Source organism: Stenotrophomonas sp. C9D9, from assembly GCF_056491205.1.
This window is the reverse complement of sequence record NZ_JBSZIF010000004.1, coordinates 1886788-1912595: the sequence shown is the minus strand read 5'-3', so window position 1 is coordinate 1912595 and position 25808 is coordinate 1886788. Positions and strand designations below refer to the sequence as shown.

The 25808-nt window shown below is 67.9% G+C and carries 25 protein-coding genes; 15 read left to right on the top strand and 10 right to left on the bottom strand.

Annotated features, from left to right (window positions below; genetic code table 11):
• Window position 1 precedes the first annotated feature (1 nt).
• The gene (locus tag ACXI0D_RS14165; protein WP_006396661.1) at window positions 2-289 is read right to left on the bottom strand and encodes a co-chaperone GroES; all 288 of its coding nucleotides are present in this window, start codon (window positions 287-289) and stop codon (window positions 2-4) included.
• 358 nt (window positions 290-647) lie between these two features.
• Here ACXI0D_RS14165 and ACXI0D_RS14160 point away from each other — a divergent pair, with 358 nt between their 5' ends.
• The 5 genes from ACXI0D_RS14160 (at window position 648) to ACXI0D_RS14140 (ending at window position 8866) form a co-directional block, all read left to right on the top strand.
• Window positions 648-2438: an endonuclease gene (locus ACXI0D_RS14160; RefSeq protein ID WP_049443265.1), complete on the top strand. Its 1791-nt coding sequence runs from the start codon at window positions 648-650 to the stop codon at window positions 2436-2438.
• A gap of 68 nt (window positions 2439-2506) precedes the next feature.
• Window positions 2507-2845: a divalent-cation tolerance protein CutA gene (gene cutA, locus ACXI0D_RS14155; protein WP_014648595.1), complete on the top strand. Its 339-nt coding sequence runs from the start codon at window positions 2507-2509 to the stop codon at window positions 2843-2845.
• Window positions 2842-5223 carry a protein-disulfide reductase DsbD family protein gene (locus ACXI0D_RS14150; protein WP_049443264.1) on the top strand — a complete coding sequence of 794 codons (2382 nt, stop codon included), beginning with the start codon at window positions 2842-2844 and terminating at the stop codon, window positions 5221-5223. The genes cutA and ACXI0D_RS14150 overlap by 4 nt, the downstream gene beginning before the upstream one ends.
• Window positions 5220-5783, top strand: coding sequence for a TlpA family protein disulfide reductase (locus tag ACXI0D_RS14145; protein ID WP_479642712.1), 564 nt, complete (start codon window positions 5220-5222; stop codon window positions 5781-5783). The genes ACXI0D_RS14150 and ACXI0D_RS14145 overlap by 4 nt, the downstream gene beginning before the upstream one ends.
• A 560-nt stretch (window positions 5784-6343) precedes the next feature.
• Complete coding sequence (locus ACXI0D_RS14140) at window positions 6344-8866, top strand: PepSY domain-containing protein (protein WP_479642711.1); 2523 nt, start codon at window positions 6344-6346, stop codon at window positions 8864-8866.
• 46 nt (window positions 8867-8912) lie between these two features.
• On the opposite strand, the gene ACXI0D_RS14135 is transcribed toward ACXI0D_RS14140, so the two are convergent.
• Window positions 8913-11450, bottom strand: coding sequence for a methyl-accepting chemotaxis protein (locus tag ACXI0D_RS14135; protein ID WP_101766163.1), 2538 nt, complete (start codon window positions 11448-11450; stop codon window positions 8913-8915).
• A gap of 202 nt (window positions 11451-11652) precedes the next feature.
• On the opposite strand from ACXI0D_RS14135, the gene ACXI0D_RS14130 reads away from it, so the two are divergent.
• Window positions 11653-12495 carry an arylamine N-acetyltransferase family protein gene (locus ACXI0D_RS14130; protein WP_101766164.1) on the top strand — a complete coding sequence of 281 codons (843 nt, stop codon included), beginning with the start codon at window positions 11653-11655 and terminating at the stop codon, window positions 12493-12495.
• Window positions 12496-12559: 64 nt separating this feature from the next.
• Here the strand turns inward: ACXI0D_RS14130 and ACXI0D_RS14125 are convergent, their stop codons facing one another.
• Window positions 12560-12931, bottom strand: coding sequence for a VOC family protein (locus tag ACXI0D_RS14125; protein WP_101766165.1), 372 nt, complete (start codon window positions 12929-12931; stop codon window positions 12560-12562).
• 82 nt (window positions 12932-13013) lie between these two features.
• Between ACXI0D_RS14125 and ACXI0D_RS14120 the strand changes: the two genes are divergently transcribed.
• Entirely contained in the window at window positions 13014-13730 is a 717-nt protein-coding gene (locus ACXI0D_RS14120; RefSeq protein WP_101766166.1) for a transporter substrate-binding domain-containing protein, read from the top strand.
• 34 nt (window positions 13731-13764) lie between these two features.
• On the opposite strand, the gene ACXI0D_RS14115 is transcribed toward ACXI0D_RS14120, so the two are convergent.
• Entirely contained in the window at window positions 13765-14664 is a 900-nt protein-coding gene (locus ACXI0D_RS14115) for a LysR substrate-binding domain-containing protein (RefSeq protein WP_101766167.1), read from the bottom strand.
• Between the two features lie 98 nt (window positions 14665-14762).
• On the opposite strand from ACXI0D_RS14115, the gene ACXI0D_RS14110 reads away from it, so the two are divergent.
• Window positions 14763-14906 (top strand): hypothetical protein, encoded by a 144-nt coding sequence (locus ACXI0D_RS14110; protein ID WP_182474401.1) that lies wholly within the window; start codon window positions 14763-14765, stop codon window positions 14904-14906.
• A 7-nt stretch (window positions 14907-14913) separates the two neighbouring features.
• Here ACXI0D_RS14110 and ACXI0D_RS14105 read toward each other — a convergent pair whose 3' ends face one another.
• From ACXI0D_RS14105 to ACXI0D_RS14095, 3 genes are all read right to left on the bottom strand, one after another.
• Window positions 14914-15480, bottom strand: a complete 567-nt coding sequence (locus ACXI0D_RS14105) for a GIY-YIG nuclease family protein (protein ID WP_101766168.1) — start codon at window positions 15478-15480, stop codon at window positions 14914-14916.
• A 42-nt stretch (window positions 15481-15522) separates the two neighbouring features.
• Window positions 15523-17076 (bottom strand): alkaline phosphatase, encoded by a 1554-nt coding sequence (locus tag ACXI0D_RS14100; protein ID WP_479642710.1) that lies wholly within the window; start codon window positions 17074-17076, stop codon window positions 15523-15525.
• A 128-nt stretch (window positions 17077-17204) separates the two neighbouring features.
• Window positions 17205-17954, bottom strand: coding sequence for a hypothetical protein (locus ACXI0D_RS14095; protein WP_430346544.1), 750 nt, complete (start codon window positions 17952-17954; stop codon window positions 17205-17207).
• A 175-nt stretch (window positions 17955-18129) separates the two neighbouring features.
• Here ACXI0D_RS14095 and ACXI0D_RS14090 point away from each other — a divergent pair, with 175 nt between their 5' ends.
• The gene (locus ACXI0D_RS14090) at window positions 18130-18915 is read left to right on the top strand and encodes a D-alanyl-D-alanine carboxypeptidase family protein (protein ID WP_479642709.1); all 786 of its coding nucleotides are present in this window, start codon (window positions 18130-18132) and stop codon (window positions 18913-18915) included.
• A 5-nt stretch (window positions 18916-18920) separates the two neighbouring features.
• On the opposite strand, the gene ACXI0D_RS14085 is transcribed toward ACXI0D_RS14090, so the two are convergent.
• Together ACXI0D_RS14085 and ACXI0D_RS14080 are read right to left on the bottom strand one after the other, a co-directional pair.
• On the bottom strand, window positions 18921-19514 hold the full coding sequence (locus tag ACXI0D_RS14085) for a TetR/AcrR family transcriptional regulator (protein ID WP_101766171.1): 594 nt from the start codon (window positions 19512-19514) through the stop codon (window positions 18921-18923).
• A gap of 16 nt (window positions 19515-19530) precedes the next feature.
• Complete coding sequence (locus ACXI0D_RS14080; RefSeq protein ID WP_101766172.1) at window positions 19531-20127, bottom strand: NAD(P)H-dependent oxidoreductase; 597 nt, start codon at window positions 20125-20127, stop codon at window positions 19531-19533.
• A gap of 126 nt (window positions 20128-20253) precedes the next feature.
• Between ACXI0D_RS14080 and ACXI0D_RS14075 the strand changes: the two genes are divergently transcribed.
• Entirely contained in the window at window positions 20254-20787 is a 534-nt protein-coding gene (locus tag ACXI0D_RS14075; protein ID WP_101766173.1) for a hypothetical protein, read from the top strand.
• Window positions 20788-20860: 73 nt separating this feature from the next.
• Here ACXI0D_RS14075 and ACXI0D_RS14070 read toward each other — a convergent pair whose 3' ends face one another.
• Complete coding sequence (locus ACXI0D_RS14070) at window positions 20861-21688, bottom strand: isocitrate lyase/PEP mutase family protein (RefSeq protein ID WP_049443250.1); 828 nt, start codon at window positions 21686-21688, stop codon at window positions 20861-20863.
• Window positions 21689-21854: 166 nt separating this feature from the next.
• Here ACXI0D_RS14070 and ACXI0D_RS14065 point away from each other — a divergent pair, with 166 nt between their 5' ends.
• The 5 genes from ACXI0D_RS14065 to accC all read left to right on the top strand — a co-directional run bounded on the left by ACXI0D_RS14065 (window position 21855) and on the right by accC (window position 25717).
• The gene (locus tag ACXI0D_RS14065) at window positions 21855-22583 is read left to right on the top strand and encodes a DOPA 4,5-dioxygenase family protein (protein ID WP_049443249.1); all 729 of its coding nucleotides are present in this window, start codon (window positions 21855-21857) and stop codon (window positions 22581-22583) included.
• A gap of 351 nt (window positions 22584-22934) precedes the next feature.
• On the top strand, window positions 22935-23384 hold the full coding sequence (aroQ, locus tag ACXI0D_RS14060; RefSeq protein WP_014038684.1) for a type II 3-dehydroquinate dehydratase: 450 nt from the start codon (window positions 22935-22937) through the stop codon (window positions 23382-23384).
• Window positions 23385-23386: 2 nt separating this feature from the next.
• A complete protein-coding gene (locus ACXI0D_RS14055; RefSeq protein WP_049443320.1) occupies window positions 23387-23806 on the top strand; it encodes a lysozyme inhibitor LprI family protein in 420 nt (139 codons plus the stop codon).
• 53 nt (window positions 23807-23859) lie between these two features.
• Window positions 23860-24339 (top strand): acetyl-CoA carboxylase biotin carboxyl carrier protein, encoded by a 480-nt coding sequence (gene accB, locus ACXI0D_RS14050; protein WP_049443248.1) that lies wholly within the window; start codon window positions 23860-23862, stop codon window positions 24337-24339.
• A gap of 10 nt (window positions 24340-24349) precedes the next feature.
• On the top strand, window positions 24350-25717 hold the full coding sequence (accC, locus tag ACXI0D_RS14045; RefSeq protein WP_006473295.1) for an acetyl-CoA carboxylase biotin carboxylase subunit: 1368 nt from the start codon (window positions 24350-24352) through the stop codon (window positions 25715-25717).
• The last annotated feature ends 91 nt before the right edge of the window (window positions 25718-25808 follow it).

The following is a 25808-nucleotide window of genomic DNA, read 5'->3' as shown; positions in this document are numbered from 1 at the left end:
CTCAGCCGATGACGGCGAGCACGTCGTCTTCGCGCAGGACCTTGTACTCGACGCCTTCGCTCTTGTACGAGCTGCCGGCGTACTGGCCGTAGATGACCTTGTCGCCGACCTTCAGCGACGGAGCGCGCACGCTGCCGTTGTCCAGCGGCTTGCCCGGGCCGACGGCCACGACTTCACCCTTGGTGGACTTTTCCTTGGCCGAATCCGGAATGACGATGCCACCGGCGGAGATTTCGTCGGCTTCGATCGGCTTGACCACAACGCGGTCGTGCAGCGGCTTGATGCTCATGAGAGACCTCTTAAGTTATTGATTGGTCTGAAAAAGTCTGGCGATGTTAGCACTCACCCCAGGTGACTGCCAGCATTGCTCGCGAAAAAGCCCGATGAATCGGGAGCAGGACAGAGATGGAGCTGCGCCCGGACCTTTCAAGGCCGGGCGAGGAAAAATTTTCGCCGCCCCGGGATGCGCGGATTCCCGCCCTGCGTGAAGGCATTCAGGCCGGTGCAACGCGACAACCCCGTGCCCAAAACCCTCGACATTTGGTGACCCGCGTCGCACTGTCAGATATCTGACGTTCATTTACGACAAAGTGTCACTGGATCGGCCTTAGGCTCGGCCGCGCATTCCCAATCACAAGGAGTAGTCGATGCGATTGCTGTCCCCGCTTGCCGCCGCCTGCCTGCTGGCCCTGGCCGCCGCGCCGGCCCAGGCCGAGGTCTTCATCAATGAACTGCACTACGACGACAGCACCGCCGCCGGTGACGTCGGCGAAGCGATCGAGGTCGTGGCCACCGCCGGTGAGGACCTGTCCGGCTACCGCCTGTACCTGTACAACGGCGCCAACGCCTCGGCCGCCGTGGTGTACGACAACAAGCCGGTGCCGGCTGGCAGCGCCGCCGGCTGCGGCAGCGCCACGATCGCCGTGGTCAACTACCCGACCAACGGCATCCAGAACGGCCCCAACGACGGCATCGCCCTGGTCGATGCCAGCGGCAAGGTGGTCCAGTTCCTCAGCTACGAGGGCGCCATCACCGCCTCCGGCGGCCCTGCCGCCGGCATGACCAGCCAGAACATCCCGGTGGCCGAGACCAACAGCACGGCGCCGGGCACCTCGCTGCAGCTGACCGGCAGCGGCAGCCAGTACGCCCACTTCACTTGGGCCGAGTCGGCCAAGCAGACGTTTGGCAGCTGCAACAACGGCCAGACCTTCAGCGGCGGTGGCACCCCGGGCCCGAACACGCCGCCGTCGGTCTCCACCACCACCCCGGCGCAGGGCAGCAGCACCTTCCCGGCCGCCGCCGACCTGGAAGTGGTGTTCAGCGAGACGGTGAACCTGGCCAGTGGCGCCTTCGCCCTGAGCTGCGGCACCTCCGGCAGCGTGCCGCTGACTTTCCCGGCCAGCGGCCGCAGCGTGAAGCTGTCCACCAACACCGCGCTGGTGGCCGGTGAAGCCTGCCGCTTCGATATCCGTGCCGCGCGCATCACCGACCTGCAGGGCGCGCACCCGGCCGCCGACAGCCGCATCGCCTTCACCGTGGCCAGCACCGGCGGCAATCCGGACCCGGGCAACCCGGGCGTGCCGGCCGGCTACTACTCCAAGGTCAACACCAGCAGCCCCAGCCAGCTGCGCTGCTCGCTGCACGCCACCATCAAGGGCCACACCGCCTATCCGTACAGTGGCTCGGGCACCAGTACCTGGACCATCCTGGAAATCGCCGACGAGGATCCGAACAATTCCGGCAGGATCCTGGATGCGTATCGCAACCACAGCTACGCCAAGGTGACCGATCGCGCCGGCAGCGGCAGTGGCCTGAAGTACAACCGCGAGCACACCTGGCCGAACTCGCTGGGCTTTGCCAGCACCACCGGCGACAAGGGCCTGCCCTACGCGCCGTACACCGACACCCACATGCTGTACCTGACCGACGCGCAGTGGAACGCCGACCGTGGCAACAAGCCGTTCGGCAAGTGCGACGCCAATTGCGGCGAGCGCGCCACCGAGGCCAACAACGGTCAGGGCGGCGGCAGCGGTGGCTATCCGGGCAACTCCAACTGGGTGCGCACGCCGGACGGCAACACCGGCACCTTCGAGGTGTGGGGCAAGCGCAAGGGCGACATGGCGCGTGCGGTGATGTACATGGCGATCCGCTACGAGGGCGGCAAGGATGCGGCCACCGGCCAGTCCGAGCCGGATCTGGAGCTGACCGACGACCGCAGCAAGATCGTCAAGACCAGCAGTTCGCCCGCCTACATGGGCCTGCTGTCGACGCTGATCGACTGGCACCTGTCCGATCCGCCGGATGATGCCGAGCGTGCGCGCAATGACGTGGTCTACAGCTTCCAGGGCAACCGCAATCCGTTCATCGACCACCCCGAGTGGGCAACCCCGGCCCTGTTCACCTCGGCCAAGCCGGCCACCTGCCAGCTGGCCAACTGACCGCGCAACGCAGCGGTCCACTGCCGCCGCCGGGCCCTGACCCGGCGGCGGCCCTATACTCGACGGTCATGTCGACCGTCGATCCCGTCCTGCTGCTGTTGACCACCTGCCCGGACCGGGCCAGTGCCGAGCGCATCGCGCACGCGCTGGTCGGCGAGCGCCTGGCGGCGTGCGTGACCCGCCTCGATGGCGCGCAGTCGACCTACCGCTGGCAGGGCGAGGTGACCACCGACGCCGAACTGCAGCTGCTGGTGAAAACCACCGCGAGCCGCGTCGATGACGCGATTGCCCGGATCGTCGCACTGCATCCGTATGAACTCCCGGAGTGCATCGCGGTCGAAACCCGGGCCGGCCTGCCGGCGTATCTGGACTGGATCCGGGCACAGACCCGGGAGGACACTGATTGAAGACTCTGTTTGCGCGCGGCGCCGCCTTGTGCGCCCTGTTGTGGCTCTCGCTGCCGGCCTTCGCGCTGGATGAGAAGGACCTGCTGCCGGTGGACCAGGCGTTCGCGCTGACCGCCAGTGCCCCCGAACGGGGCCAGGTGCAACTGCAGTTCAAGATCGCACCGGGCTATTACCTGTATCGCCACCGCACCAGCGTCAAGGCCGACCCGGCCTTCAACGCCGGCGCGCTGCAGATGCCCAAGGGCGACAGGCACCACGACGATTTCTTCGGCGAGGTCGAGACCTATCGCGAGCGCCTGCAGGCCACCCTGCCCGGCACGCCGACCGACGCCGCCGGCACCATCAGCCTGGAAGTGCGTTACCAGGGCTGCGCCGATGCCGGTGTCTGCTACCCGCCGCAGAAGCGCGTGGTGCAGGTCACCCTGCCGGGCGCCGGTGCGGCGGCCGCGGTGCCTGCCGCGCGTGCCGGTGCGGCAAGCCCGTTCAACAACCCGCTGGCCGGTGCCGGCAACAGCGGTGGCCTGCGCCTGCCGGGCGCGGCCAACAACAGCCAGGCCCTGCCGCTGCCGTCGGAACAGGCGTTCGGCTTCGATGCCATCGCCAGTGACGGCAACACCCTGCTGCTGCGCTTCAGCCCAGCGCCCGGCTATTACCTGTATCGCGACCGCACTTCGCTGAAGCTGGAAGGCAGCGCAGGCGTGCTGGCCGACAAGCCGCGCTGGCCAGCCGCGCAATCGCATCGCGACGAGCACTTCGGCGATGTCTCGGTCTACTTCAACCAGGTGGAAGTGCCGCTGCCGCTGCGCCGCACTGTCACTGATGCGGTCGACAGCACCCTGGTGGTGACCTTCCAGGGCTGCCAGACCGATGGCATCTGCTACCCGCCGATGACCCGCCGGGTGAAGCTGTCGATTCCGGCGGGCAAGCTCTCCGCCAGCACTGACCAGGCGCCAGCACGCAACGAGGTGATCAGCCCGCTGCGCGCCGCCGGCGCGCCACGTGAATCCGCCAACGGCGCACCGCTGCGCCTGCTGCCGACCGTGCCCAACGACGGCAGCGCCGCTCCCGCCGCCAGCGGCAGTGAGGGCGCACGCAATGAGTTCGCCGCCGACGCGCGCGATGGCAACGCCCTGCGCACGCGGCCACCGGTGACCACGCCGAATCCGGACCGCTCGTTCGTCTGGGTGCTGCTGCTGGCGCTGGCCGGCGGCCTGGTGCTGAACCTGATGCCCTGCGTGCTGCCGATCCTGTCGCTGAAGGTGCTGAGCCTGGCGCAGAGTGGCGAAAGCCCCGAGCGTGCGCGCAGCCATGCCCTCTGGTACACGCTGGGCGTGCTGGTCGCCTTCGCGGTGATCGGTGCGCTGATGGTGGGCCTGCGCGCGATCGGCAACGCCGTCGGCATCGGCTTCCAGCTGCAGCACCCGGGCGTGGTGGCGGCGCTGGCGTACATCATGTTCGCGGTGGGCCTGAGCCTGTCGGGCGTGTTCACCCTCGGCGGTGGCATCGGCAACCTCGGCCAGTCGCTGGCCAGCCGCAGCGGCCCGGCCGGTGATTTCTTCACCGGTGCGCTGGCCTGCCTGGTCGGCAGCGCCTGTGTCGGCCCGTTCATGGGCGGGGCGATTGCCTATGCCTTCATTGCCCCGCCGCTGAAGGCGATGACCGTGTTCCTGTTCCTCGGCCTGGGCCTGGCACTGCCGTTCCTGCTGATCGGCTTCGTGCCGGCGCTGGCACGCCGCCTGCCCAAGCCCGGCCCGTGGATGGAAACGCTCAAGCACGTGCTGGCCTTCCCGATGTATGCCACCGCGCTGTGGCTGCTGTGGGTACTGGGCAAGCAGCGCGGCGTGGACGGCATGGCGCTGGTGCTGGGCGGCCTGCTGCTGTTCGCCTTCGGCCTGTGGCTGTTTGAACGCAACCGCTGGACCGGCTCGCGCGCGGTGACCCTGCTCGGCGTGCTGCTGGCGATTGGTGCGCTGGTTCCTGCCTGGGGCGTGACCCAGCTGGCACCGCCGGCACGGGCCGCACAGGCGGCCAGCGAGAACGTGGTCGAGTATTCGCCGCAGTTGCTGGACCGCCTGCGCGCCGACAACCGCGTGGTGTTCGTCAACATGACCGCCGACTGGTGCGTGAGCTGCAAGGCCAATGAACGCGCCGTGCTGTCGCGGCCGGAGTTCAAGGAACTGCTCAAGCGCACCAACGCGGTGTACATGCGCGGTGACTACACCAATGTCGACCCGCAGATCACCACGTTCCTGGAAGAACACAAGGCCGTGGGCGTGCCGCTGTACGTGGTGTATGGCCCCGGCGCGCCGCCGACCGTGCTGCCGACCCTGTTGACCCAGGCGGTGGTCGAGGAAGCGCTGCTGCGCACCGCACGATGAAGTGGCAACGGCCAGCGCTGCTGTGGACAGCGGTGCTGGCCGCCGGCCTCGGCCTGTGGGCCGGGCATCGATTGTCACCTGGCCCGTCTGCACCGGCCGCGCCAGCGACGGCTTCCACGGCGACGGCCGTGACGCCCCCGCTGCAGGTGGGTGATCCCTTGCCGGCGCTGACGCTGCCGGACCTGGCGGGACAGCCGCTGGACCTGCGCGCTCGCTTCGCCGGCCGCCCGCTGCTGATCAACGTCTGGGCCAGCTGGTGTGCGCCCTGTGTGGAAGAGATGCCCGAACTGGCGCGCTTCGCCGATGCCCAGGGCGACAACGGCGTGCAGGTGCTGGGCATTGCGCTCGATACCCCGGACGACGTGCGCGCTTTCCTGCTGCGGGTGCCGGTGGACTACCCGATCGTGGTCGAGACGCCGGGGCCACGCGATGCCAGCGTGCAGTTGGGCAATACGCAGGGCCTGCTGCCCTACAGCGTGCTGTTCGATGCACAGGGGCGGCTGGTGAAGGCAAAGCTGGGGCCGTTCGAGCACGGTGAGATCGACGGCTGGGTGAAGTGAGGGTGTTTTTTTGCAGGGCTTGCAGCCCTGCACCCTGCACTCTGCACCCTGCTCAATGCAACGGCAACGGCAACGGCAACGGCCAAAGCCAAAGCCAAAGCCAAAGCGGGCATTCCGTGGGATGGCGGGGCACTGTGGGTGGTCAGGACACGCCGTAAACCCGTCCATGGGGGCTCGATGGCGCCATCCATGGCGCCAACGGTCCTGACCACCCACACCGCCCCACCTCTGACAGACTCCCGCAGCTGTTGGTAGGTGTCGACCTTGGTCGACACATCTGTCAGATATCGAAATAAATCCGGGGTCAGATCCGTTTTCCTGCGGAAAACGGATCTGACCCCACTGCCGTTCCACCAGATCGCGGAAATCTGTCCATGGTGGAGTGGCAACCTGCTGTTGCTGTTGCCGGCCAGCGGCCGGCCACTACCGCAGGTGCCGGGCGCCGCCCGGCCGATCCCTCCGCTTGACCGCAGGCAGGGCGCCACGGAGAATTCCGCGACTAATTCTCATTTGCTGTTGCGCAGGATGCGGGCGGCAGCCTCCCGGGCCCCTCTCCTTCGATGTTCAAGAACGTCCTGTTCCAACTGCATTGGCTGCTGGGCATTACCGCCGGTGCCGTCCTCGCCGTGATGGGCCTCAGCGGCGCCGTGCTGTCCTTCGAGGACGAGCTGCTGCGCGCGGCCAATCCCGGCTTCGCCGAAATCGCCGAGCACCATGCGGACGGCCAGCATCCCCTTGCACTCAGTGAACTGGTGCCGTTGCTGCAGGCCGGCAGCGAGCGGCCCCTGCAACGCCTGCGCGTGGACGCCACTGGACAGCGGCCGTCGGTTGCGCGATTTGCCGGCGGCAAGGACCACTGGGTGTACTTCGATCCGTACAGCGGCGAGCGCTTCAGCGCCCTGCGCGGGCAGGCGTTCTTCGACTTCGTCGAAGACCTGCATCGCCACCTCGCCGCCGGTGAGCGCGGCAAGTGGATCACCGGCAGCTGTGCGATCGCGCTGCTGTTCTTCACCCTGTCCGGTCTTTACCTGCGCTGGCCACGGCGCTGGTGGCACTGGCGCAGCTGGCTGGCGGTGGAGTGGACGCGCAGCGGCCGTGGCTTCCTGTGGAGCCTGCACTCGGTGATCGGCACCTGGGTGCTGCTGATCTACCTGATGAGTGCACTGACCGGCCTGTGGTGGTCGTTCGACTGGTACCGCACCGCGGCCAACACGCTGCTGGGCGTGGCGCCGGCGGCAAAGCACAAGGTGGCCGCCGACGCGGCACTGGACCTGGATCGCATCGAGGCCACGCTGTACGCGCTGCCCGGCGTGCGCACCGGCTTCATCGACCTGCGCCTGCCGGAGAAGCCGGGGCAGGCGCTGAACGTGCGGGTGATGGCCGGCGATCCGTCGCAGCGCGGCGGCCACCACGATCGTGCGCATGACCTGCTGCAGCTCGATCCGGCCAGCGGCGCGATTCTCGATGCCCGTCCGTACGCACGCCAGGGTGCGGGCGGGCAGCTGGCCACCAGCGTGTTCGCGCTGCATTCGGGCAGCTACTTCGGTGTGCCCGGGCGGGTGGTGGTGATGCTCAGCAGCCTGGGCATGAGCCTGTTCTTCATCACCGGCTGGATGCTGTATCTGGACCGCCGCCGCAGCCAACGTGCGGCGCGAGGGCTGCGCCGGTCGCTGCCGACAACGACCACCGATGGCGGTGGTTCGCCATGGCTGGTGGTGCATGCCAGCCAGAGCGGACTGGGCGAACAACTGGCGTGGCGTGCGGCCGCGCAGCTGCAGGCGTCCGGTCATGCGGTGCAGGTGCTGCCGCTGGCCCGCGTCGATGCCGCGAAGCTGCAGGCCACCTCCCAGGCATTGCTGGTGCTGAGCACGTTCGGCGATGGCGAGCCGCCGGATGCGGCGCGCCGCGCCGCGCGGCTGCTGCTCGCACAACGCCTGGACCTGTCGTGCCTGCAGTTCGGCCTGCTTGCGCTGGGCGACCGCCAGTACCCTCATTACTGCGGCTTCGGCCGCCAGTTCGATGGCTGGCTGATCGACAACGGCGCGTGTCCGCTGTTCGAGCGCATCGATGTCGATGCCGCTTCGGTGCCGGCGCTGCGCCAGTGGCAGCAGCAGCTGGGTGCGCTGACCGGCATCACCACCGATGACAGCGTGCTGCCTGCGGCAACGCAGATGCATGAGTGGCGGCTGCTCGGCCGCGACCGCCTCAACCCGGGCAGCATCGGCGGAGCCATCTGGCGTATCCGTCTTGCCGCACCGGCCGACATGCAGTGGCAGGCGGGTGACATCCTGCACATCGCGCCCCGCCACAACGCGCGGCATGCCGGTGCCGTGTTGAAGGCCCATGGGCTGGACCCGCTGCAGCCACTGCTGGTCGACGGCCATCCGCGCACGCTGCTGGCGCTGGCCAGCGAACGCGAGCTGCCCGAGGCCGATGCTGCGCTGGCGGTGCAGGATGCCTGCCTGTGGCTGGCCGGGCTGCCGCTGCTGCCCAGCCGCGAGTATTCGGTCGCCTCCTGCACGGATGATGGCGTGGTGGAGCTGGTGGTGCGGCTGGTGCATGACGCCTCCGGTCGAGCCGGGCTGGGCTCGGGCTGGCTGTCGTTGCATGCGCCGATCGGTGCCAGCATCGTTGCCCGTGTGCATCGCAACCCCGGTTTCCATCGTGTCAGTGGCGCCCCGATGGTGCTGATCGGCAATGGCACCGGCATCGCTGGGCTGCGCAGCCTGTTGCGCGAAGCCGCCCACGCAGGCGAGCACGGGCACTGGCTGCTGTTCGGTGAGCGCCAGCGCGCACACGACTTCCTGTTCGCCGACGAGATCGAGGCCTGGCGGGCCCAGGGCCATCTCACGCGGGTGGACCTGGCGTTCTCACGCGATGGCAAGGGTAGTTACGTGCAGGATTACCTGCGGGCGGCCACCGATGCGCTGCGCGAGTGGATGCAGCGCGGTGCGGTGATCCATGTCTGCGGCTCGCTGCAGGGCATGGCCGAAGGCGTGGACCAGGTGCTGCGTACCGCGCTGGGTGATGAAGTGGTGGAAACGCTGCTGGAAAACGGGCGCTACCGCCGCGACGTGTATTGAGCCACAAGGGTGGTGCCGGCCAGCGGCCGGCACTACCGGGGCAGCTTCAGGCCGCCGCACGCGCCTGCGGTATCGACTGCAGACGGAACGCGCCCACTGCTTCGGCCAGGGCATGTACCTGCGCCTGCATCTGCGCAGTCGAGGCACCGGCCTCTTCCACCAGGCTGGCGTTGCGCTGGGTGCTGGCTTCCATCTGCACGATGGTCTGGTTCACCTGGGCGATGCCGGCATGCTGGTCCTGCGACGCACTGCGGATGCCAGCCAGCAGGTCGGCCAGCTGCTGCACGCTGCCGACGATCTCGCCCATCGTGGTGCCGGCCTGCTCGGCCTGCCGGTTGCCCTGCCCGACGCGCGCCACCGAATCCTCGATCAGGCCCTTGATCTGCTTGGCCGCCTCGGCACTGCGCTGCGCCAGCAGGCGTACTTCGGCAGCCACCACGGCGAAGCTGCGGCCCTGCTCGCCGGCGCGCGCCGCTTCCACCGCCGCGTTGAGCGCAAGGATGTTGGTCTGGAAGGCGATGCCATCAATCAGCTGGGTGATGTCACCGATCCGCCGTGACGCTTCACTGATGCCATGCATGGTTGCCACCACCTGGCCAACAGCCTCACCGCCGCGCTGCGCCACTGCTGCCGCGCCCTGCACCAGGGCATCGGCGCGACCGGCGGCATCGGCGTTGCGGCCAACGGTGTCGGTCAGCTCATGCATCGACGCTGCGGTCTCTTCCAGGTTGGCGGCCTGTTGCTCGGTGCGCTGCGACAGATCGTGATGACCGGCAACGATCTCACCGACACCGGTATCGAGGCTGGACGTGGCCTGCTGGATGCGGGTGACGATGCGGCCCAGCTGCGCGACGGTGGCATTGGCATCGTCCCGCATGCGCGCGAACACGCCCTGCAGGTCCCCCTCCATGCGCACGCTGAGGTCGCCGCGGGCCAGTGCAGCGAGCAGTGCCTGCAGGTCACCGAGGTTGGTTTCAAAGGTGGCCAGCAGGCGATTGATGCTGGTCGACAACGTGCGCACGAAGCCCTGCTTGCCCTCCAGCGCGATACGGCCATGCAGGTCACCGTGTGCCGCCGCATCGACCAGGGCAGCCACTTCGGTTTCCAGCAGCGTCTCCAGCGCACGACTGCGCCATTCCACCGCTACGCCGAGGAACTGCCCTTCGTCGATGATGGGGTTGGCAATCAGCTGGTAGCGCACACCGACATGACCGATCTCGCGCTCCTCGCGCTGACGCACGCCGGCCAGGCTGGCCAACGCCGGATGCAGGCGCACTGCATCGCTGCCCACCAGGTCTTCGAGCTGGCGTTCGAGTTGCTGCAGCAGTGCCGGATTGACGTAGGCCACCTGGCCCTCGGCATCGATCACCATCAGCCCGGTCTGCGCGCTGTCCAGCGCCTGGCGCACGCGGGTATTGCCGCGCGCACCGGCACGCTCGGTCTCGATGCGCGCACGCAGGCGCTGCTGCATGTCGACCAGGCGCTGTGCCAGCTGTCCGATCTCGTCGTTGGCGTTGTACACGCGCAGGGTGGTATCCAGGCGGTCGTCGGCGATATCGCTGGCGAAACGCAGGGTGTCCTGGATCGGCTGGCGCACCGCACGCAGCACCAGCACCAGGCTGGTGATCAACACGCCGGCGACCAGCAGCAGGGTCACTGCGAACAGCACGCTCATGGTGCGCGTGCCGGCCTGCTGGCGCGCCTGTGCCTCGGCCAGCACCGCCATCTGGGCCTGCTGGAAGGCGGCCAGCGCCGGCGCCACGCCTGCGGCGGTATCCAGCAACGATTGCGCCTCCACATCCAGGCCAACGCGGGCGGCGGTATAGCCCAGCAACGCGACCTGATAGGCCTCCATGCCGTTGCGAAGGGCATCCTGCGCATCGGTCGGCAGGCCCACCAGCGCGAGATCGAACGGCAGTTTCTCTTCGCTCGCACGGTCGGCATGGGTGGAATCGCCATCGAGCAGCAGCAGCGCCTCCTGTCGGCGCATCTTCTGCAGGGACAACGCCAACGAAGGCCGCTGCAGCGCATCCACCTGCGCCTGCAGGGTGTCGGCGGCCTGCTGCAGCTGCGCGGCGAGGCCGGCATCGCCACGACCCATCTCATCGACGCGTTCGAACAGGGCGGCCACACCCTGCGAGAATGCACCGGCAGCTTCGGTCAGCGCCTGCAGCGCCTTGCGCCGGCCGGCATCCATCGGCATCGCGCGCAGCGCCTGAAGATCGGCCTGCAGCGCCTTCTGCGTCGCCAGCAGCTGCGCGCGGTCGGCATCGTCGAAACTGCGTGCATACTGGGTCTGCAGACGACGCGCCTCGGCCACCCGTGTCGCCAGGCTCGCGGCCAGATCGCTGCCGTGCTGGTAGCTGGCCTGGCTGCGTGCCGCCTGCGTGCTGGCATGGCCGGTCCAGGCGTAGACCGCAGCGATCGCGATCAGGCCCAGGCCACAGACCCACAGGGTCGCCTTGAGCTTGTTGGCTACGCTGAGCCGGTGCGGCTGCAGCCACAGCAGCAGGCCGGGGGACGCCGAGCGCAGCGCGGCAAGCCGCATGCGCAGGGACCGGAGGTGGGGGGCAACGGCCGACATGACAGACTCCAGGCGGAAGGACGCACCTGTATCGGCTGGAAATGGAGCAACTTTAGGGCGTTCTTGGTGCAGTTCCACCGATTGCTGGCGGACGCGGCCTTTGTACCCGGCACAGGCGACGGGGGGATGACACCCGCGCAGTGCTTGACCTCAACCCCGGTTGGGGGAGCACAGTGGACCTCCCTCCCCGCCCGGTGCCCCCATGACGACGCTCGATGTCCCCCGCTACCTGCAACGCCTGCAGCTGGATGCACCGCCACCGCTGACGCTGGCGGGCCTGACGCTGCTGCAGCAGCGCCACAACGCACTGCTGCCGTTCGAAACCCTCAGCTGCCTGCTGCGCGATGCAGTGCCGATCGACCTGGACAGCGTGCAGCGCAAGCTGCTCGACGACCACCGTGGCGGCTACTGCTTCGAACTCAATGGCGGCCTGCTGGCGCTGCTGCAGGCGCTGGGCTTCGATGCGCAGCCGTTGAGCGCGCGCGTGCTGCTGGCCGCCCAGGACGGCGAACTGACCGCACGGACCCACCTGCTGCTGCGCGTGCAGGTGGACGGCGATGACTGGCTGGTGGATGCCGGTTTCGGCAGCCTGACCCCGACCGTGCCGCTGCGCCTGCGTGATCCACAGCCGCAGGCCACGCCTCACGAGCGCTTCCTGCTGCAGCGCCTGCCCGGCGAGGGGGATTTCGTGCTGTCCGCCGAGTCCAGCGATGGCTGGCGGGCGATGTATCGCTTCGACCTGCACGCGCCGGCACCGATCGACAACGTGGTGGGCAACTGGTACGTGTGCACCCATCCCGATTCCAGTTTCCCCGGCCAGCTGCGCGCGTCACTGACCGGGCCGGACTGGCGACGCACCATCGGCAGCGGCAACTACACCGAGTACCGCCCTGGCCAGGCACCGGACAAGCGCCCGCTGCATGATGTTGGCGACGTGCGCGAAGTGTTGCAGCAACGCTTCGGCATGCAGTTGCCGGACGATCCACGGCTGGATCCGGCGATCAACGACTGGCTGCAGCGCTCGCGTGCCGCGACCCACGTGTAGCGTCGAGCCATGCTCGACTGCTGTTGGCGGCGCGGGGAACGCGTCAGTCGAGCATCGCTCGACGCTACAGAACCGCGCGCGCCTGCAATGCGATCCGGTTGCCTTCGCTGTCGCGGATCTCGGCCACGCGCCAGTCGCCGGCATCGGCCGGGCCGAAGCGCAGCTCGGCCCCTGCCTGCAGCGCACGCTCGAGGCTGGCATCCAGGTCATCGACGCCGATATAGATGCGCGCGCCCTGTTCGGAGGGCCGGTAGTCCGCACCCTGCACCAGCGACATGCTGGCGCCGGCGGCCTCATCGGCAAACGGCAGGTACGCCATCCTGCAGTCATGCAGCAGGATCGGTTCGTCCACCGCCACCTGCAGCCATTGCTGGTAGAACGTGATGGCCCGGACCAGGTCAGTGACCGGTATCTCAACGTGCAGGATGGGGTTCATCGCCGCAGGATAACCGGATACTGACACGGCCTTGCAGGGCGGCACTGGCATGCTGGGGCGCCCTTTCCCCGCGGAGTCCTGCATGTCCCTGGCCGATCATCGTAGTGCGCTGGCACCGCTGGGCTACCTGCGCGTGGCCATCAACCTGGGCAACCCGGTGCTGGCACAGGGCGATGCGCGCTCCCCGCGCGGGCCGTCGCTGGAACTGGCCACGGCATTGGCGCAGCGCATGGGCGTGCAGGCACGCTTCACCTGCCACGACTCAGCGGCCTCGGTGGTCGCTGCGGCCAGCGAGGATGCCTGGGACCTGGCCTTCCTGGCCATCGATCCGGCGCGTGCCGACCGCATCGCCTTCAGTGCCGCCTATGTGGAGATCGAAGGCACCTACCTGGTGCGCGAGGACAGCCCTGCGCAGCAGGTGGCCGACCTGGACCGCGATGGCCTGCGCATCGCGGTCGGTCGTGGCGCGGCCTACGACCTGTTCCTCAGCCGCGAACTGCGCCACGCCAAGATCGAGCGGGCCGAGACGTCGGCGGCGGCGATCACCCTGTTCGAGCAGCAGCGCCTGGATGCCGCCGCCGGCGTGCGCCAACCGTTGGCGGCATGGGCACAGGCCCATCCCGGCCACCGCGTACTGGCCGACCGCTTCACCGCGATCCAGCAGGCGGTCGCGGCGCCGGCCTCGCGCCCGGCCGATGCATTGCAGGCGCTGTTCGAGGACGTGGAGGCGATCAAGGCAGGCTCGTTGCTGGGCGAAGCCTTCGCCCGTGCCGGGCAGGCGGTTACGTTGGTACGGTGAATGCCGCGCACACGCAGTCGAGCATGGCCCAACGCTAAAGATGTGCGTCTGCCATGTGCCGCACGTGCTCGGCGGCCTGCGCATGCAGCCAGTCGCGGAACGCGAGGAAGCCACGATGGCGGGCCGAGCGCTGCGGGTAGACCAGCCAATGCGGCCAGGCGGTTTTCAGTCGCAGGCTGGACAGCGCCACCAGTTGGCCGGAATCCAGCAGCAGGCGCGCCCGCGTCACCCGTCCCAGCGCCACGCCTACCCCGTCCAGCGCCGCGCGGTGGTGCGCCTCCGAATCATCCAGCACCGCCACGAAGCGCGGCGGCGGGTTCTGTCCACTCAGCGCGAACCAGGCGCCCCACGCTCCATCGGGATCCCCCAACAGCGGCCACTGGTTCAGCGGCACGCGGTCGATCCCTCCCATGCGTTCGATCAGCGCCGGGCTGGCCATCGGCAGCAGCCACTCGTCGAACAGCGGCTCCACCACCAGGCCCGGCCACTGCCCGCTGCCCAGCCGCAGCGCGGCATCGAACTGGCGCTGCCGCTCGAAATCAACCAGGCGCTCACTTGACTGCAGGTTGATCTCGATCTGCGGGTGCTCGGCCACGAAGTGCCCCAGCCGCGGCACCAGCCACGCCGACGCCATCGACGGTACCGCGCTGATCGTCAGCACGTGCTCGGCGCGTGCGGCATAGGGCTGGAAGGCCTCGTTGATCGCATCCAGATGCGGGCCGACCTGGTCGAGCAGGCGCTGCCCCTCCAGCGTGAGGGTGACGCCACGCGGCTGGCGGACCAGCAACGGCTGCCCCAGCCGCTCTTCCAGCTGGCGCATCTGATGGCTGAGCGCACTGACGGTCAGGTTCATCGACGCCGCCGCGCGCGACAGGTTGCCGAGCCGGGCGGCAGCCACGAAACCCTGCAGGGCATGAAGGGGCGGACGGGACATAAGGCTTGAATTCCTCTCAAGGCATGCTTGCGGAAATGTCGCTTTTTGCCCTTCCATGCTGCCCGTATCGTGCAATCCACTCAAGTGGAGGCACGCTCATGAACATCTACGGCAGCCTGTTGTTCCTGCACGGCCACGTGGCCAGCGCCGAGCTGGCACGGCAGCTTGCCAGCCCGTCCACACCTGCCCCGCAGTGCCCGCGGCAACCGGCTGCGCCGGTTCAGCCGCCGCGAGCCCGTTGAGCGCCCCTCAGCCTGCATACCAGCGCTGGACGTGTTCAGGCAGCCACGGGGTCGGATCGATATCCAATGCCCGACAACCGTCGAGGGTGTCACGCAGCACGCCCTCGCCGGGGCCACCGGGCATCCGCAGGCCCTCCTCTTCCGGAAGCTGCACCGCAGCCCAGTCGTGCAGCCGATCCAGGCGCAGGCGCAGGGCGGCCCGCAGCCACGCCTTCAATGGATAACAGCGATAGCCTTGTTCGCCCAACGCGGCAATCGCAAGCGACAAAGCCTGGTTGGCACCACGTACCCATTCGGTGCGCCCCCCAGCCTTGTCCTGGACCGTCATCGGCGCCGGCGCGCGGTGCGCCTTGAACGGCGAACGCAGCTGCAGTTCCAGATCTCTTGCATCGCGCTCGCTTTCCGCTTCCACCAGTGCACCGGCGTCGAGATCGAAGAACTCGAACCAACGCCGGTGCAATGCGCTGATGCGTCCGAGCGGATCACGCGAGAAACCGATCTTCGCGTAGTCTTCCCACGCACAGGGGAAGACGTAGGCGAAGACACGACCGTCGATGCGGATATCCGACTGCATGTGCGCAGGCTGCCTCGACGACAGCCCGGGTGCAACCGGGCGTTACCGTGGACGCTGCAGTGCCTCCTGCACCGCCGCAGCCACGTCGGTGTTGTCGATGTAGCTGCCGTCATTCCAGCGCACGTGCTGGCGGTAACCGGCATCGACGCCCCGTACGCGCTTTCCAAGCAGCTCCGCACCTGCGCCCTTGGCCCACAGCGGCACCAGCGCATTGGAGTGGTTGCCGGTGGGCCGGAAGCTCATCCCCGGCATGCGTCCACGGCCGTTGTTGCGTACCGGCGCGAAGGCAACGTTCTGTGCATCCGGGCCCATCGGCATGCTGTTGTCATGGTCAGTGGTGACGATCAGCAGGTTGCGCTCCCAACCGCCGTTGCGCTCGATCCATTCAACCACTGCTGCCACTGCGTCGTTGAACTCCACGGTTTCCTCGATCAGGCGGCCGTACTGCGGCTGGTCGCTGCATTGGCCGTAGTGCCATTCGGTGCCGCAGGCGCTGGTGTGCGCGGCCCAGTCGGTGGCACCGCCTTCCACCATCAGGAACAGGCCCTTGGCCGAACGCTGCTGCAGGAACCGCAGCGCGCCACGCGTCATGGTCGCAAGATCGGGCACGCTGTCGATCTTCCTCACACCGGAAGGCGTGGCCGCATCCTTGTCCAGCACCTGCAGCTGGCGCGCCTGCTGGAGCGTATTGGCCACGCGCGGCACGCCGATCAGCGGCCGGTCGGCCGGCAACCGACCCTGCGCCAATGCAGTGAACTCTTCCTTGCTGCGGATCAGGCGCCACGGCCCCGCCGGATTGCCGGCAATGGTGCTGCCCGCTTCCAGCTGCTGCCAATCCTGCGGGGAGACCCATTCCCACGGGTTCGCGCAGCCCTCGGCCTTCGCCGAGCCGGCCCCCTCGTCACAGGCGTGACCATCAACGCTGTAGCCGGGACCGCCGGTGCCCATCACCAGGTCCATGTGGCCCTGCGCCAGCATCTGGTGCGCAATCGCGTGATAGTTGTTGCGCGATTCGTTCTGCGCCGCGAACGCCGCCGGCGTTGCATGCGCGAACGGCACCGAGGTCACCACGCCGGTCGCCATGCCCAGGCGCTTGGCGCGCAGCGTATTGAACTCGACCGGATTGCCATCGTTGTTGTAATTGATGGCGTTGTTGTAGGTCTTGATGCCCGAGGACAACGCCGTACCGGCCGCAGCACTGTCGGTCGCGACCGCCGCCAGATACTGGTAGCCGACGAACGGCAGGTCCTGCGCCGGCACCGGTTCGCTGTCCCAGGCCTTGCCCGCGTCGTAGCCCAGGGTCTGTGCGTTGTCGCGGGTCGGCTGGCTGCTGGCGTTCAACGGGAAGGTGGTTACCGCCAGGCGCTGTGGGAAATCCGCATACGGCGCGCCTTCGCGGCTGCCGTATTGCCAGTAGGCGGCGGCGTCCCAGGTGCCCCAGCCGGCACCGTCGTTGATCATCACGATCACGTTGTGCGGGCGCGCTTCGGCGGTGGGAACAGCATCGGTGCGCAGATTCGGCTGGCAGCCGCTCAGCGCGGCCAGTACGGCCAGGATCGACGGGCACAGCCAACGTCGCGCAACGGGTCGGGTCATGGGCTCCTGCAGACGGCTCAGCGGCGGATCGCGCCGCTTTTGCAACGTTATAGCATTGCTATATTGCAGGAGTGTGCGGGCGGCAGCGCCCAAGGGGCCGGACCCGCCATCAGGTCCGGCCGACGGCCTCAGGACGCCGCGTCCTGCGGCAACGTCAGCGAGCTGCCATCAACGAACACCACGGCTTCCGGCGTCCACACCACCGTGTACTTGCTCTCATCCAGGCTGGCCAGCTTGCGGTCATTACTCTTGGTCTGCGAGAAGCGCACCGAGCGACTGCCCTGCCAGATCACGCTCTGGCCAGCCGGAATGGTCACGTCATTGGTGATGGCGAATCCAGAAATCTCCTCGCCAAACAGATCGCGTACCGACACATAGCCCTTCACGCCGGCGATGTCCTTGCCGGTGTTGTTCTGGTACCCAAAATCCACGACCAGCAGTTCGTCGGTGGTGATGCCGTGCGAACGCTGCACTTCGATGTCCTTGGACACCACGGTGACGGTGACCGCCTCGCGCAGCGGCTTCATCGCCGCTTCGCGACGTGCTTCAAGTTCCGCCTTCAACGCGGCCTGGCGCGCTTCCTCGGCCTTCCGCTCTTCGACAAAGCGGCGCTGCTCTTCCACGGCCTTGCCCAGCGTCATGCCCGGCGGAATGCCCTGGCCTTCCTTGCCACCGAACACTCCGGCCATCTTCGACGTCAGGGTCACACGCACGATGTAGGCTGCAGCCAACTGCTGTTCTTCAGGGGTGAGCTTCTCCAGCTCGGGCTTGATCGTGGCCAACTGGTCCACGTCCTGCGGAATCACGGTGTTCTTCGGGTTGGCGCATGCCACCAGCATCAGGCAGGCCAGGCCGGTGACGATCAGACGCTTCTTCATGGATGTCCCTTCGCTACTGAAAAATCGGGCTTTCCGGCCCGGCGGAGGCGCAACGTTAGCGTACTTGCCGGCACATTCGTACGGGTCGATGCAGAGGCAAGATTCATGCCGGAAGCCGGTCTGCACACCCGCGATCCGCTATCCTCGTGCGGCATCCCAGCACAGCCTTTCCGACATGTCGCCATCGCCGACTGCGCACTCCTCGATCACCATCGAAGCCAGCACCTTCGCGGTGATCCACCAGCACAACGCGGACATCGCGCGGCAACCGGCCTCGCTGACCAAGCTGATGGCCGCCTACGCCGCTTACGAATGCGTCGAAGAGAACGCTCGTGCGTGGGACGAAGTGGTAACCATCGCCGCCGAAGATGTGCACGCGGTGGCCGAGGATGAAACGCGCATGGGCCTGGCGCCCGGCGAAACGGTCAGCCTGGCACGCCTGCTGGAAGGGTTGATGATCGTCTCCGGCAATGATGCGGCGCTGGCCATCGCGCGCCATCTGGACGGATCACAACCCGCATTCCTGGACCGCATGAACCGGCACGCGCGCCAGCTCGGCCTGCGCAGCACGTGGTTCGCCAGCGTGTCCGGCATCACCACCGCGCACCATGCCTCCAGCGCGCGCGACATGGCGGTACTCGCCGCCTGCCTGCTGAATGACCATCCGCAGATACTGGCAATCACCGCGCAGCGCGCGTTCGCGCATGGCAGCTTCAGCCGCAGCAACCAGAACGCCCTGCTTGGCGAAAACGGCGTGGATGGATTGAAGACCGGCTACACCCAGGCAGCAGGCTTCTGCCTGGCCGCCACCGCATGCCGGTCAGTGCCCGGGCGGGATCAGCCGGTACGCCTGATCACCGTGGTGCTGGGTTCTGAAAGCCGTGACGCACGCGATGCCCTTGTGCGCGAGCGTCTGGCCGCCGGGTTCACAGCGCTGGCCGGCAACACCGCCGACGCCTGAGCGGCTCAGCGCCGCTTGACCGTCGCCACGATCAAGCGCTGCAGCTCGGCCTCGGCGTCGGCCTTGTCCAGCGCGCCTGCTGCCACGGCTTCGGACAGGGCCTCGGCCGCACCGAGAATCGCCCAGCACCCGGCCAGTGGCACCGTGCCGTCGGCCGCAAATGGGCCCAGCCAGATGTCGCAGTTGTCGATGAAATCCTGCTGGTAGCGCCGCCTCACCTCGCGCAGTTCGGGTGCACCGACCAGCGCGGCAAGGATGCCCTGCACTTCGCTGCCCTGGCTGAGGATGCAGTCGATGTAGCCGGAGGCGATTGCCGCCGCACGATCGGCCAACTGCGCCCGGGCGCGGCCGATGCGCTCGTTGAAGACCATCGTCTGGCGACCGTCGTAGTCATCGTAGAGCGCGGCCAGCAGCCCATTGCGGGTCACGAAGTGATCGTAGGCCACCGGCTTGGTCACACCCGCAGCCTCGGCCAGCCGCCCCAGCGTCAGCGCATCGGTACCTTCGTCGCCGACCAGCGCCCAGGCCACGTCCAGCAACTGGCGGGCGCGTTGCTCACGGGTCAATCGGCGGCGCGTGGGTGCGGCGTTGGCAGGCATCGGTGGAGCACGGCGGTCAGCGCATCGGAGTACCGATTTTACGGCCGATCGCCAGCGCGGTCTGCAGATGCGCTTCGGCTGTACCGGAATCGGCGTCCAGCAGCAGGTCGGACGACAGCACGCGCGCGCCGCAGTAGTCGAAGATGCCCATGTCGATCTGGGTCTTCATCGCCGCACCGTAGCCGCGCCGTTCGATCATGTCCGCGCCGGCCCCGCCGATGCCGACCAGGTGCACGCGCAACCGCTGCAGCTTTTTCTGCACCTTGCCATCGGCACCGTCCTGGTAGGCCCAGCCCTGGGTGAACACACGATCGATCCAGCCCTTCAGCAGCGCGGGGAACGACCACCAGTACAACGGGTAGACCAGTACCAACGTGTCGGCAGCCTCCAGCCGCGCCTGCTCGGCGGCGACGTCGGCCGGCGTTGCGCCGGTGCCACGGAACAGCGCGTGGTCCTGCATGTTGAAGCGCGGATCGAAGCCTTCGGCCATCAGATCGGCGTGGGTCACGCGGTTGGCGGCGTCCGACGCGATGATGGCTTCGCCGATGCACCTGGCGATGGCATGGGTCAACGCGGCGGATTCAGGATGGGCGGTAACGATGAGGGTGTGCATGGGGGATGTCCGGAATTCACTAACTACCAATAGTAAGTAGTGACGCCCGGGATACCAGCACCATGCGTGGGACGCTGTTTCCGCATCCACCGTATAGTGCGGCGGTTCCCGCTGAGATACCCGACGATGCACCGATATCTGCTTGCCCTTCTGCTGGCCCTGCCCATGGCAATGGCCGTTGCGCCAGCGCTGGCCGGTGAACTCAGTCCGGAAGACTCGGCTGCATTGCGCAAGGAGGTGCAGGCGATGATGGACGCCTTCGCCCGGGGCGATACCGAGCTGATCATCGCGCGCACCCATCCCAGCCTGAAGCAGCTGGCTGGCGGCGACGAGGCCTTTGCGCGGGCGACCCGCGACACGGTGAAGGCGCTGCGCAAGGCCGGCGTCACCATCATCAGCGACGAGGCGGGCGTGCCAGGCCGCACCTATGCGGCCGGTGACGAGGAAGTCTGCTTCGTACCGCGCCAGTCGCTGCTGCGCGTGCGCGAGGCGCCGATGCGCAGCACGTCATTCATGGTCGCTGTGCGGAGCGTCGGTACCACGCAATGGCGCTATCTGGATGGCGCCGCGCTGCCGGACAACCCCGGGCTGTTGCAGCAGCTGCTGCCCGACCTGGAACCGGGCGTGGTCCTGCCGGAGAGTGAGACGGAAGCGCTGTAGGCGTAGGCGCATCCATCCACGCATGGCGTGGATCCACTGTCCCTGCTGGCCAGAGTCCGCACCGGGGTTTCCGTCAACGGAACAGCGCGTTCAACGCCGCACCCGAGGCCGCCTGCTGCAGGCCATCGAAGCGGCCGTCCTGCGCGATCGGCTGGGTCGCCTGCATCAGCCCACCCCACGCCGCACGCGCCAGCGCACCGCCCAGGCTGACCCGGCGCACGCCGAGTGCGGCGATGTCCTGCAGGCTCAGCGGTGTCGGTCCACCGACCAGCAGGTTCACCGGCTTCGGCCCCGCAGCGGCGACCACCGCGCTGATCTGTTCACGCGTGCTGATGCCCGGTGCATACAGCACATCGGCGCCGGCCTCGGCGTAGGCGCGCAGGCGCTGCAGGGTGTCCTGCAGATCCGGCACGCCGACGAAGAAGTTCTCGGCCCGCCCGACCAGCAGCACATCGCCACCCGCGTGGTCGATGGCCGCACGTGCCGCGCGCAGTCGCTCGACCGCCTGCCCGATCGGCCGCAGCGGCGCATCAGCTACGCCACTGGCATCCTCGATCGACAACGCCGCGATGCCGGTATCGATCGCCGCCGCCACCGCCTCCCCCACTGCCTGTGGCGTGGCGCCGAAGCCATCACCGAAATCGGCGTTCAACGGCAGCGGTGTCGCTGCCGCCATCAGCCGCAGATGTTCCAGCGTGGCCTGCAGCGAAACCGCCCCATCCGGCCGCCCTTCACTCCAGGCGCAGCCGGCACTGGTCGTGGCCAGTGCCTGGAAGCCCTGCCGCTGCAGGTAGCGTGCACTGCCCACGTCCCACGGATTGGGCAGGACGAAGCACCCTGCTGCATGCAGCTGGCGGAAGGCCGCGCGCTTGCGTTGGGTATCGGCATCGGACGAGGTCATGGCGGGCTCCGGGGCGGCAGACCTGCACCCTAGCCCGCCGCCCGGTCGCGCTCAATGGCGATGAAGGCAGCCGTGCATGAGGTGATGCCGCCTGCTTATTGGACGCTGTGGATGCAGGTGCCCGAGCGTGCTTGCCTGCCCACACAATGCCGCCACGGAGCCCTTCATGCACCCGGACCCGCCGACCCTCATCGACGCCGGCGACGATGACGCCCACTGGGCCGACCTGCTCTCGCCCGCACGGCGTCGCCTGATCGCCTCGGCCGGACTGGCCGCCGGTGGGCTGGCCAGCGCGTCGACCGCCACCGCAGCCGCGCGCAGCGACAGCACGGTGAACACCACCGAACCCGGGCGCCCTGGCTTCCGCACCATCATCCCGCCGGCGCCGGAGGGCCGCAGCCCCTGGGGCCAGGCCACCGCCAGCGAACCGACCCCGCGCCCGGCCAGCGTGCGCCCCGGCGAGGCCACGCTGCCCACCCGGCCACGCGCCTACACCGCCATCAAGAGCTACCACGCGCATATCTACTTCGACGAGGACAGCTTCGAGAAGGCCGCGCTGCTGCGGCGCTGGGCCGCCGAGCGCTTCCCGGTCGAGCTGGGCAACTGGAACCTTGAGCCGCGCGGACCGCACGTCACTCCCTCGTTCTATTTCGGCTTCACCAACGACCTGCTGCCGGTGCTGGTGCCCTGGCTGCAGCTCAACAGCCTGGGGCTGACCATCCTGATCCACCCCAACACCGGTGATGGCCGCGCCGACCATCTGTATTACGCGTTATGGGTGAATCGCGCGCAGCCGGTGAACGCCTACAACTGGCCGACGCCGAAGCCGGGGGAACGGGAGCCGCTGGAGGAGGTGTTCCCGAACGTGGTGCCGACAGTGCCGCTGGAGACCTGAGCGGGTGCGTGGCGGGGGCGGTGGGTGGCGTGCAGCGCGCCTCGGGCTGCCCCTCGGTGGGTGCGTAGCTTGCTGCGCACCGAACTTCCTTCATCCACGCATGGCGTGGATCCGCCGCATCACGGCCCATTGCGGCATCGGTCAGCGCCCAGCCTTGCCGGCATCGTCGGCCTACGTGCCAGCATCCCCGGCCAGCACCACGTTCAGCGCGCCTTGATCCAGCGCCCGCCATACGGCCACAAGCACTCCGGCAGATTTCAAACGATCGATTGAAACGCTGCAAACTTCGCCGAACTGGACAGCATCCGCCGGTTCCGCCAGACTGCCGCCCTTTCCCGTCTTCCGGATCCCATGGCGAAGCTGCTGGTCCTGCACGGCCCCAACCTCAACCTGCTCGGCACCCGCGAGCCGGAGGTCTACGGCCACACCACGCTGGCCGACATCGACCAGGCCCTGGCTGCCCAGGCATCGGCCGCCGGGCACACCGTGGACAGCCTGCAGTCCAACGCCGAGCATGTGCTGGTGGACCGCGTGCAGGCCGCGCGCAGTGACGGAACCGCTTTCATCCTGATCAACCCCGCCGCCTTCACCCACACCTCGGTGGCCCTGCGCGATGCGCTGGCGGCGGTGGCGGTGCCGTTCATCGAGATCCACCTGTCCAACCCGCATACCCGCGAGCCGTTCCGCCAGCACAGCTACTTCAGTGACAAGGCCGTGGGCGTGGTATGCGGCTTCGGTGCCGACAGCTACCGCTACGCGATGGACGCGGCACTGCTGCGCGTGCAGGCGGCCAGCGCGTGAAGATGCTGCCGCGCGTGCTCGCCGGCGTTGTGGCGTGGGCCGGCATCTACGGTGCCGCCGCCGCGTTCGACCGCAAGGACGAAGGCATCGACTGCGCCCATCCGGGTACCACGATGGAGAGCGACCTGTGCGCCTCGGACGTGGCCGCCGCCGCTGATGCCGAACTCAATACCGTCTATGCACAGGCGCGTCGCCAGCTGCGTACCCCGGCCCGCGGTGGCACCTGCAGCTATTGCGGCGATGCCGAGCAGGAGCTGGTACTGGCCCAGCGTGCCTGGATCCAGCTGCGCGACCACGACTGCAACGCGGTCTATGCCCTCAATTCCGATGGCACGGCACGCAACGGCGCACAGATGCGCTGCCTGACCACCCTCGCGCGCGACCGTACGCGGCAGCTGCGCGAGTTCTACGAACTGCTTTGACCCGAGCGCGATGCGCTTCCCACCACACTGACATCACGAGCAAAGAGGCCACCATGGATCTCCGCAAAATCAAGAAGCTGATCGACCTGCTGGAAGAGTCGAACCTGGCTGAAATCGAAATCAAGGAAGGCGAAGAGTCGGTGCGCCTGTCGCGCGCCCCGGTGGCCGGCTATGCCGCCCCGATTGCGGCCCCGGTGTATGCCGCTCCGGCCGCTCCGGCGCCGCAGGCGATGCCGATGCAGTCGCCGACCGAAGCCTCCACCGGCGGCACCGCCAAGCCGGGCCCGGCGCTGCCGGAAGGCCACGTGCTGCGCTCGCCGATGGTCGGCACCTTCTACGCCTCGTCCGCCCCGGACAAGCCGGCCTTCGTCACCGTTGGCCAGCAGGTCAAGGAAGGCGAAACCCTGGCCATCATCGAAGCGATGAAGATGTTCAACCCGATCGAAGCCGACAAGTCCGGCACCATCGTCGCCATCCTCGGCGAGAACGGCCAGCCGGTGGAATTCGACCAGCCGCTGTTCGTGATCGGCTGAGGGGCACGCCATGCTCGACAAAGTCGTCATCGCCAACCGAGGGGAAATCGCGCTGCGCATCCTGCGCGCGTGCCATACCCTCGGCATCCGCACGGTGGCCGTGCACTCCACGGTCGACCGCAACCTCAAGCACGTGGCCATGGCCGATGAGTCGGTCTGCATCGGTCCGGCGCCGTCGCCGCAGAGCTACCTCAACATCCCGGCACTGATCGCCGCGGCGGAAGTCACCGACGCCCAGGCCATCCACCCGGGTTACGGCTTCCTGTCGGAGAACGCCGACTTCGCCGAGCGTGTGGAAGAGTCCGGCTTCATCTTCATCGGCCCCAAGGCCGACACCATCCGCATGATGGGTGACAAGGTCGAAGCCATCCGCGCGATGAAGTCCGCCGGCGTACCGTGCGTGCCCGGCTCGGGCGGCCCGCTGGGCGAGGACATCGTCGCCAACACCAAGATCGCCCGTGAGATCGGCTACCCGGTCATCATCAAGGCGGCCGGTGGCGGCGGTGGCCGCGGCATGCGCGTGGTGCACGCCGAAGCCTCGCTGAAGACCTCGATCGAAACCACCAAGAGCGAGGCCAAGGCCGCGTTCGGCAATGGCGAGGTCTACATGGAAAAGTTCCTGGAAAATCCGCGCCACGTGGAGATCCAGGTGCTGGCCGACGGCCAGGGCAACGCCATCCACCTGGGTGAGCGTGACTGCTCGATGCAGCGCCGCCACCAGAAGGTGGTGGAAGAAGCACCGGCACCGGGCATCAGCGCCGAGCAGCGCGAGCAGATCGGCAAGGTGTGCACCGAAGCCTGCGTGCGCATCGGTTACCGCGGTGCCGGCACGTTCGAGTTCCTGTACGAGGACGGCCGCTTCTACTTCATCGAAATGAACACCCGCATCCAGGTGGAGCATCCGGTCACCGAAATGGTCACCGGCATCGACCTGGTGGCCGAGCAGCTGAAGATCGCCGCCGGCCAGAAGCTGTCGATCAAGCAGAGCGACGTGGTGCTGACCGGCCATGCCATCGAATGCCGCATCAACGCCGAAGACGCCGAGACCTTCGTGCCGAGCCCGGGCACCATCACCGGCTTCCATCCGCCGGGTGGCCCCGGCGTGCGCGTGGATACCCACATCTACAGTGGCTACCGCGTGCCGTCGAACTACGACTCGATGATCGGCAAGCTGATCGTGCACGGCCCGGACCGCGAAACCGCCATCGCCCGCATGCGGGTGGCACTGAGCGAAATGGTGGTCGATGGCATCAAGACCAACATCGCCCTGCAGCAGCGGATCATGCGTGACAAGGGCTTCCAGGCCGGTGGCCAGAACATCCACTACCTGGAAAAGCGCCTTGCCGAGCGCAAGAACAAGCCGATCGCACTGACCTGATCGGCGCCAGGTGCTGGACATGAAAAGGGCGGGGATCTCCCCGCCCTTTTCTGTTTCTGTAGAGCCGAGCCCATGCTCGGCTTGCCGGAAA

Excerpts from the sequence above, each read along its gene's own strand:
- ACXI0D_RS14165 (WP_006396661.1), bottom strand. The coding sequence starts at position 289 with ATGAGCATCAAGCCGCTGCACGACCGCGTTGTGGTCAAGCCGATCGAA.
- ACXI0D_RS14160 (WP_049443265.1), top strand. The coding sequence starts at position 648 with ATGCGATTGCTGTCCCCGCTTGCCGCCGCCTGCCTGCTGGCCCTGGCC.
- cutA (WP_014648595.1), top strand. The coding sequence starts at position 2,507 with ATGTCGACCGTCGATCCCGTCCTGCTGCTGTTGACCACCTGCCCGGAC.
- ACXI0D_RS14145 (WP_479642712.1), top strand. The coding sequence starts at position 5,220 with ATGAAGTGGCAACGGCCAGCGCTGCTGTGGACAGCGGTGCTGGCCGCC.
- ACXI0D_RS14140 (WP_479642711.1), top strand. The coding sequence starts at position 6,344 with ATGTTCAAGAACGTCCTGTTCCAACTGCATTGGCTGCTGGGCATTACC.
- ACXI0D_RS14135 (WP_101766163.1), bottom strand. The coding sequence starts at position 11,450 with ATGTCGGCCGTTGCCCCCCACCTCCGGTCCCTGCGCATGCGGCTTGCC.
- ACXI0D_RS14130 (WP_101766164.1), top strand. The coding sequence starts at position 11,653 with ATGACGACGCTCGATGTCCCCCGCTACCTGCAACGCCTGCAGCTGGAT.
- ACXI0D_RS14125 (WP_101766165.1), bottom strand. The coding sequence starts at position 12,931 with ATGAACCCCATCCTGCACGTTGAGATACCGGTCACTGACCTGGTCCGG.
- ACXI0D_RS14120 (WP_101766166.1), top strand. The coding sequence starts at position 13,014 with ATGTCCCTGGCCGATCATCGTAGTGCGCTGGCACCGCTGGGCTACCTG.
- ACXI0D_RS14115 (WP_101766167.1), bottom strand. The coding sequence starts at position 14,664 with ATGTCCCGTCCGCCCCTTCATGCCCTGCAGGGTTTCGTGGCTGCCGCC.
- ACXI0D_RS14110 (WP_182474401.1), top strand. The coding sequence starts at position 14,763 with ATGAACATCTACGGCAGCCTGTTGTTCCTGCACGGCCACGTGGCCAGC.
- ACXI0D_RS14105 (WP_101766168.1), bottom strand. The coding sequence starts at position 15,480 with ATGCAGTCGGATATCCGCATCGACGGTCGTGTCTTCGCCTACGTCTTC.
- ACXI0D_RS14100 (WP_479642710.1), bottom strand. The coding sequence starts at position 17,076 with ATGACCCGACCCGTTGCGCGACGTTGGCTGTGCCCGTCGATCCTGGCC.
- ACXI0D_RS14095 (WP_430346544.1), bottom strand. The coding sequence starts at position 17,954 with ATGAAGAAGCGTCTGATCGTCACCGGCCTGGCCTGCCTGATGCTGGTG.
- ACXI0D_RS14090 (WP_479642709.1), top strand. The coding sequence starts at position 18,130 with ATGTCGCCATCGCCGACTGCGCACTCCTCGATCACCATCGAAGCCAGC.
- ACXI0D_RS14085 (WP_101766171.1), bottom strand. The coding sequence starts at position 19,514 with ATGCCTGCCAACGCCGCACCCACGCGCCGCCGATTGACCCGTGAGCAA.
- ACXI0D_RS14080 (WP_101766172.1), bottom strand. The coding sequence starts at position 20,127 with ATGCACACCCTCATCGTTACCGCCCATCCTGAATCCGCCGCGTTGACC.
- ACXI0D_RS14075 (WP_101766173.1), top strand. The coding sequence starts at position 20,254 with ATGCACCGATATCTGCTTGCCCTTCTGCTGGCCCTGCCCATGGCAATG.
- ACXI0D_RS14070 (WP_049443250.1), bottom strand. The coding sequence starts at position 21,688 with ATGACCTCGTCCGATGCCGATACCCAACGCAAGCGCGCGGCCTTCCGC.
- ACXI0D_RS14065 (WP_049443249.1), top strand. The coding sequence starts at position 21,855 with ATGCACCCGGACCCGCCGACCCTCATCGACGCCGGCGACGATGACGCC.
- aroQ (WP_014038684.1), top strand. The coding sequence starts at position 22,935 with ATGGCGAAGCTGCTGGTCCTGCACGGCCCCAACCTCAACCTGCTCGGC.
- ACXI0D_RS14055 (WP_049443320.1), top strand. The coding sequence starts at position 23,387 with ATGCTGCCGCGCGTGCTCGCCGGCGTTGTGGCGTGGGCCGGCATCTAC.
- accB (WP_049443248.1), top strand. The coding sequence starts at position 23,860 with ATGGATCTCCGCAAAATCAAGAAGCTGATCGACCTGCTGGAAGAGTCG.
- accC (WP_006473295.1), top strand. The coding sequence starts at position 24,350 with ATGCTCGACAAAGTCGTCATCGCCAACCGAGGGGAAATCGCGCTGCGC.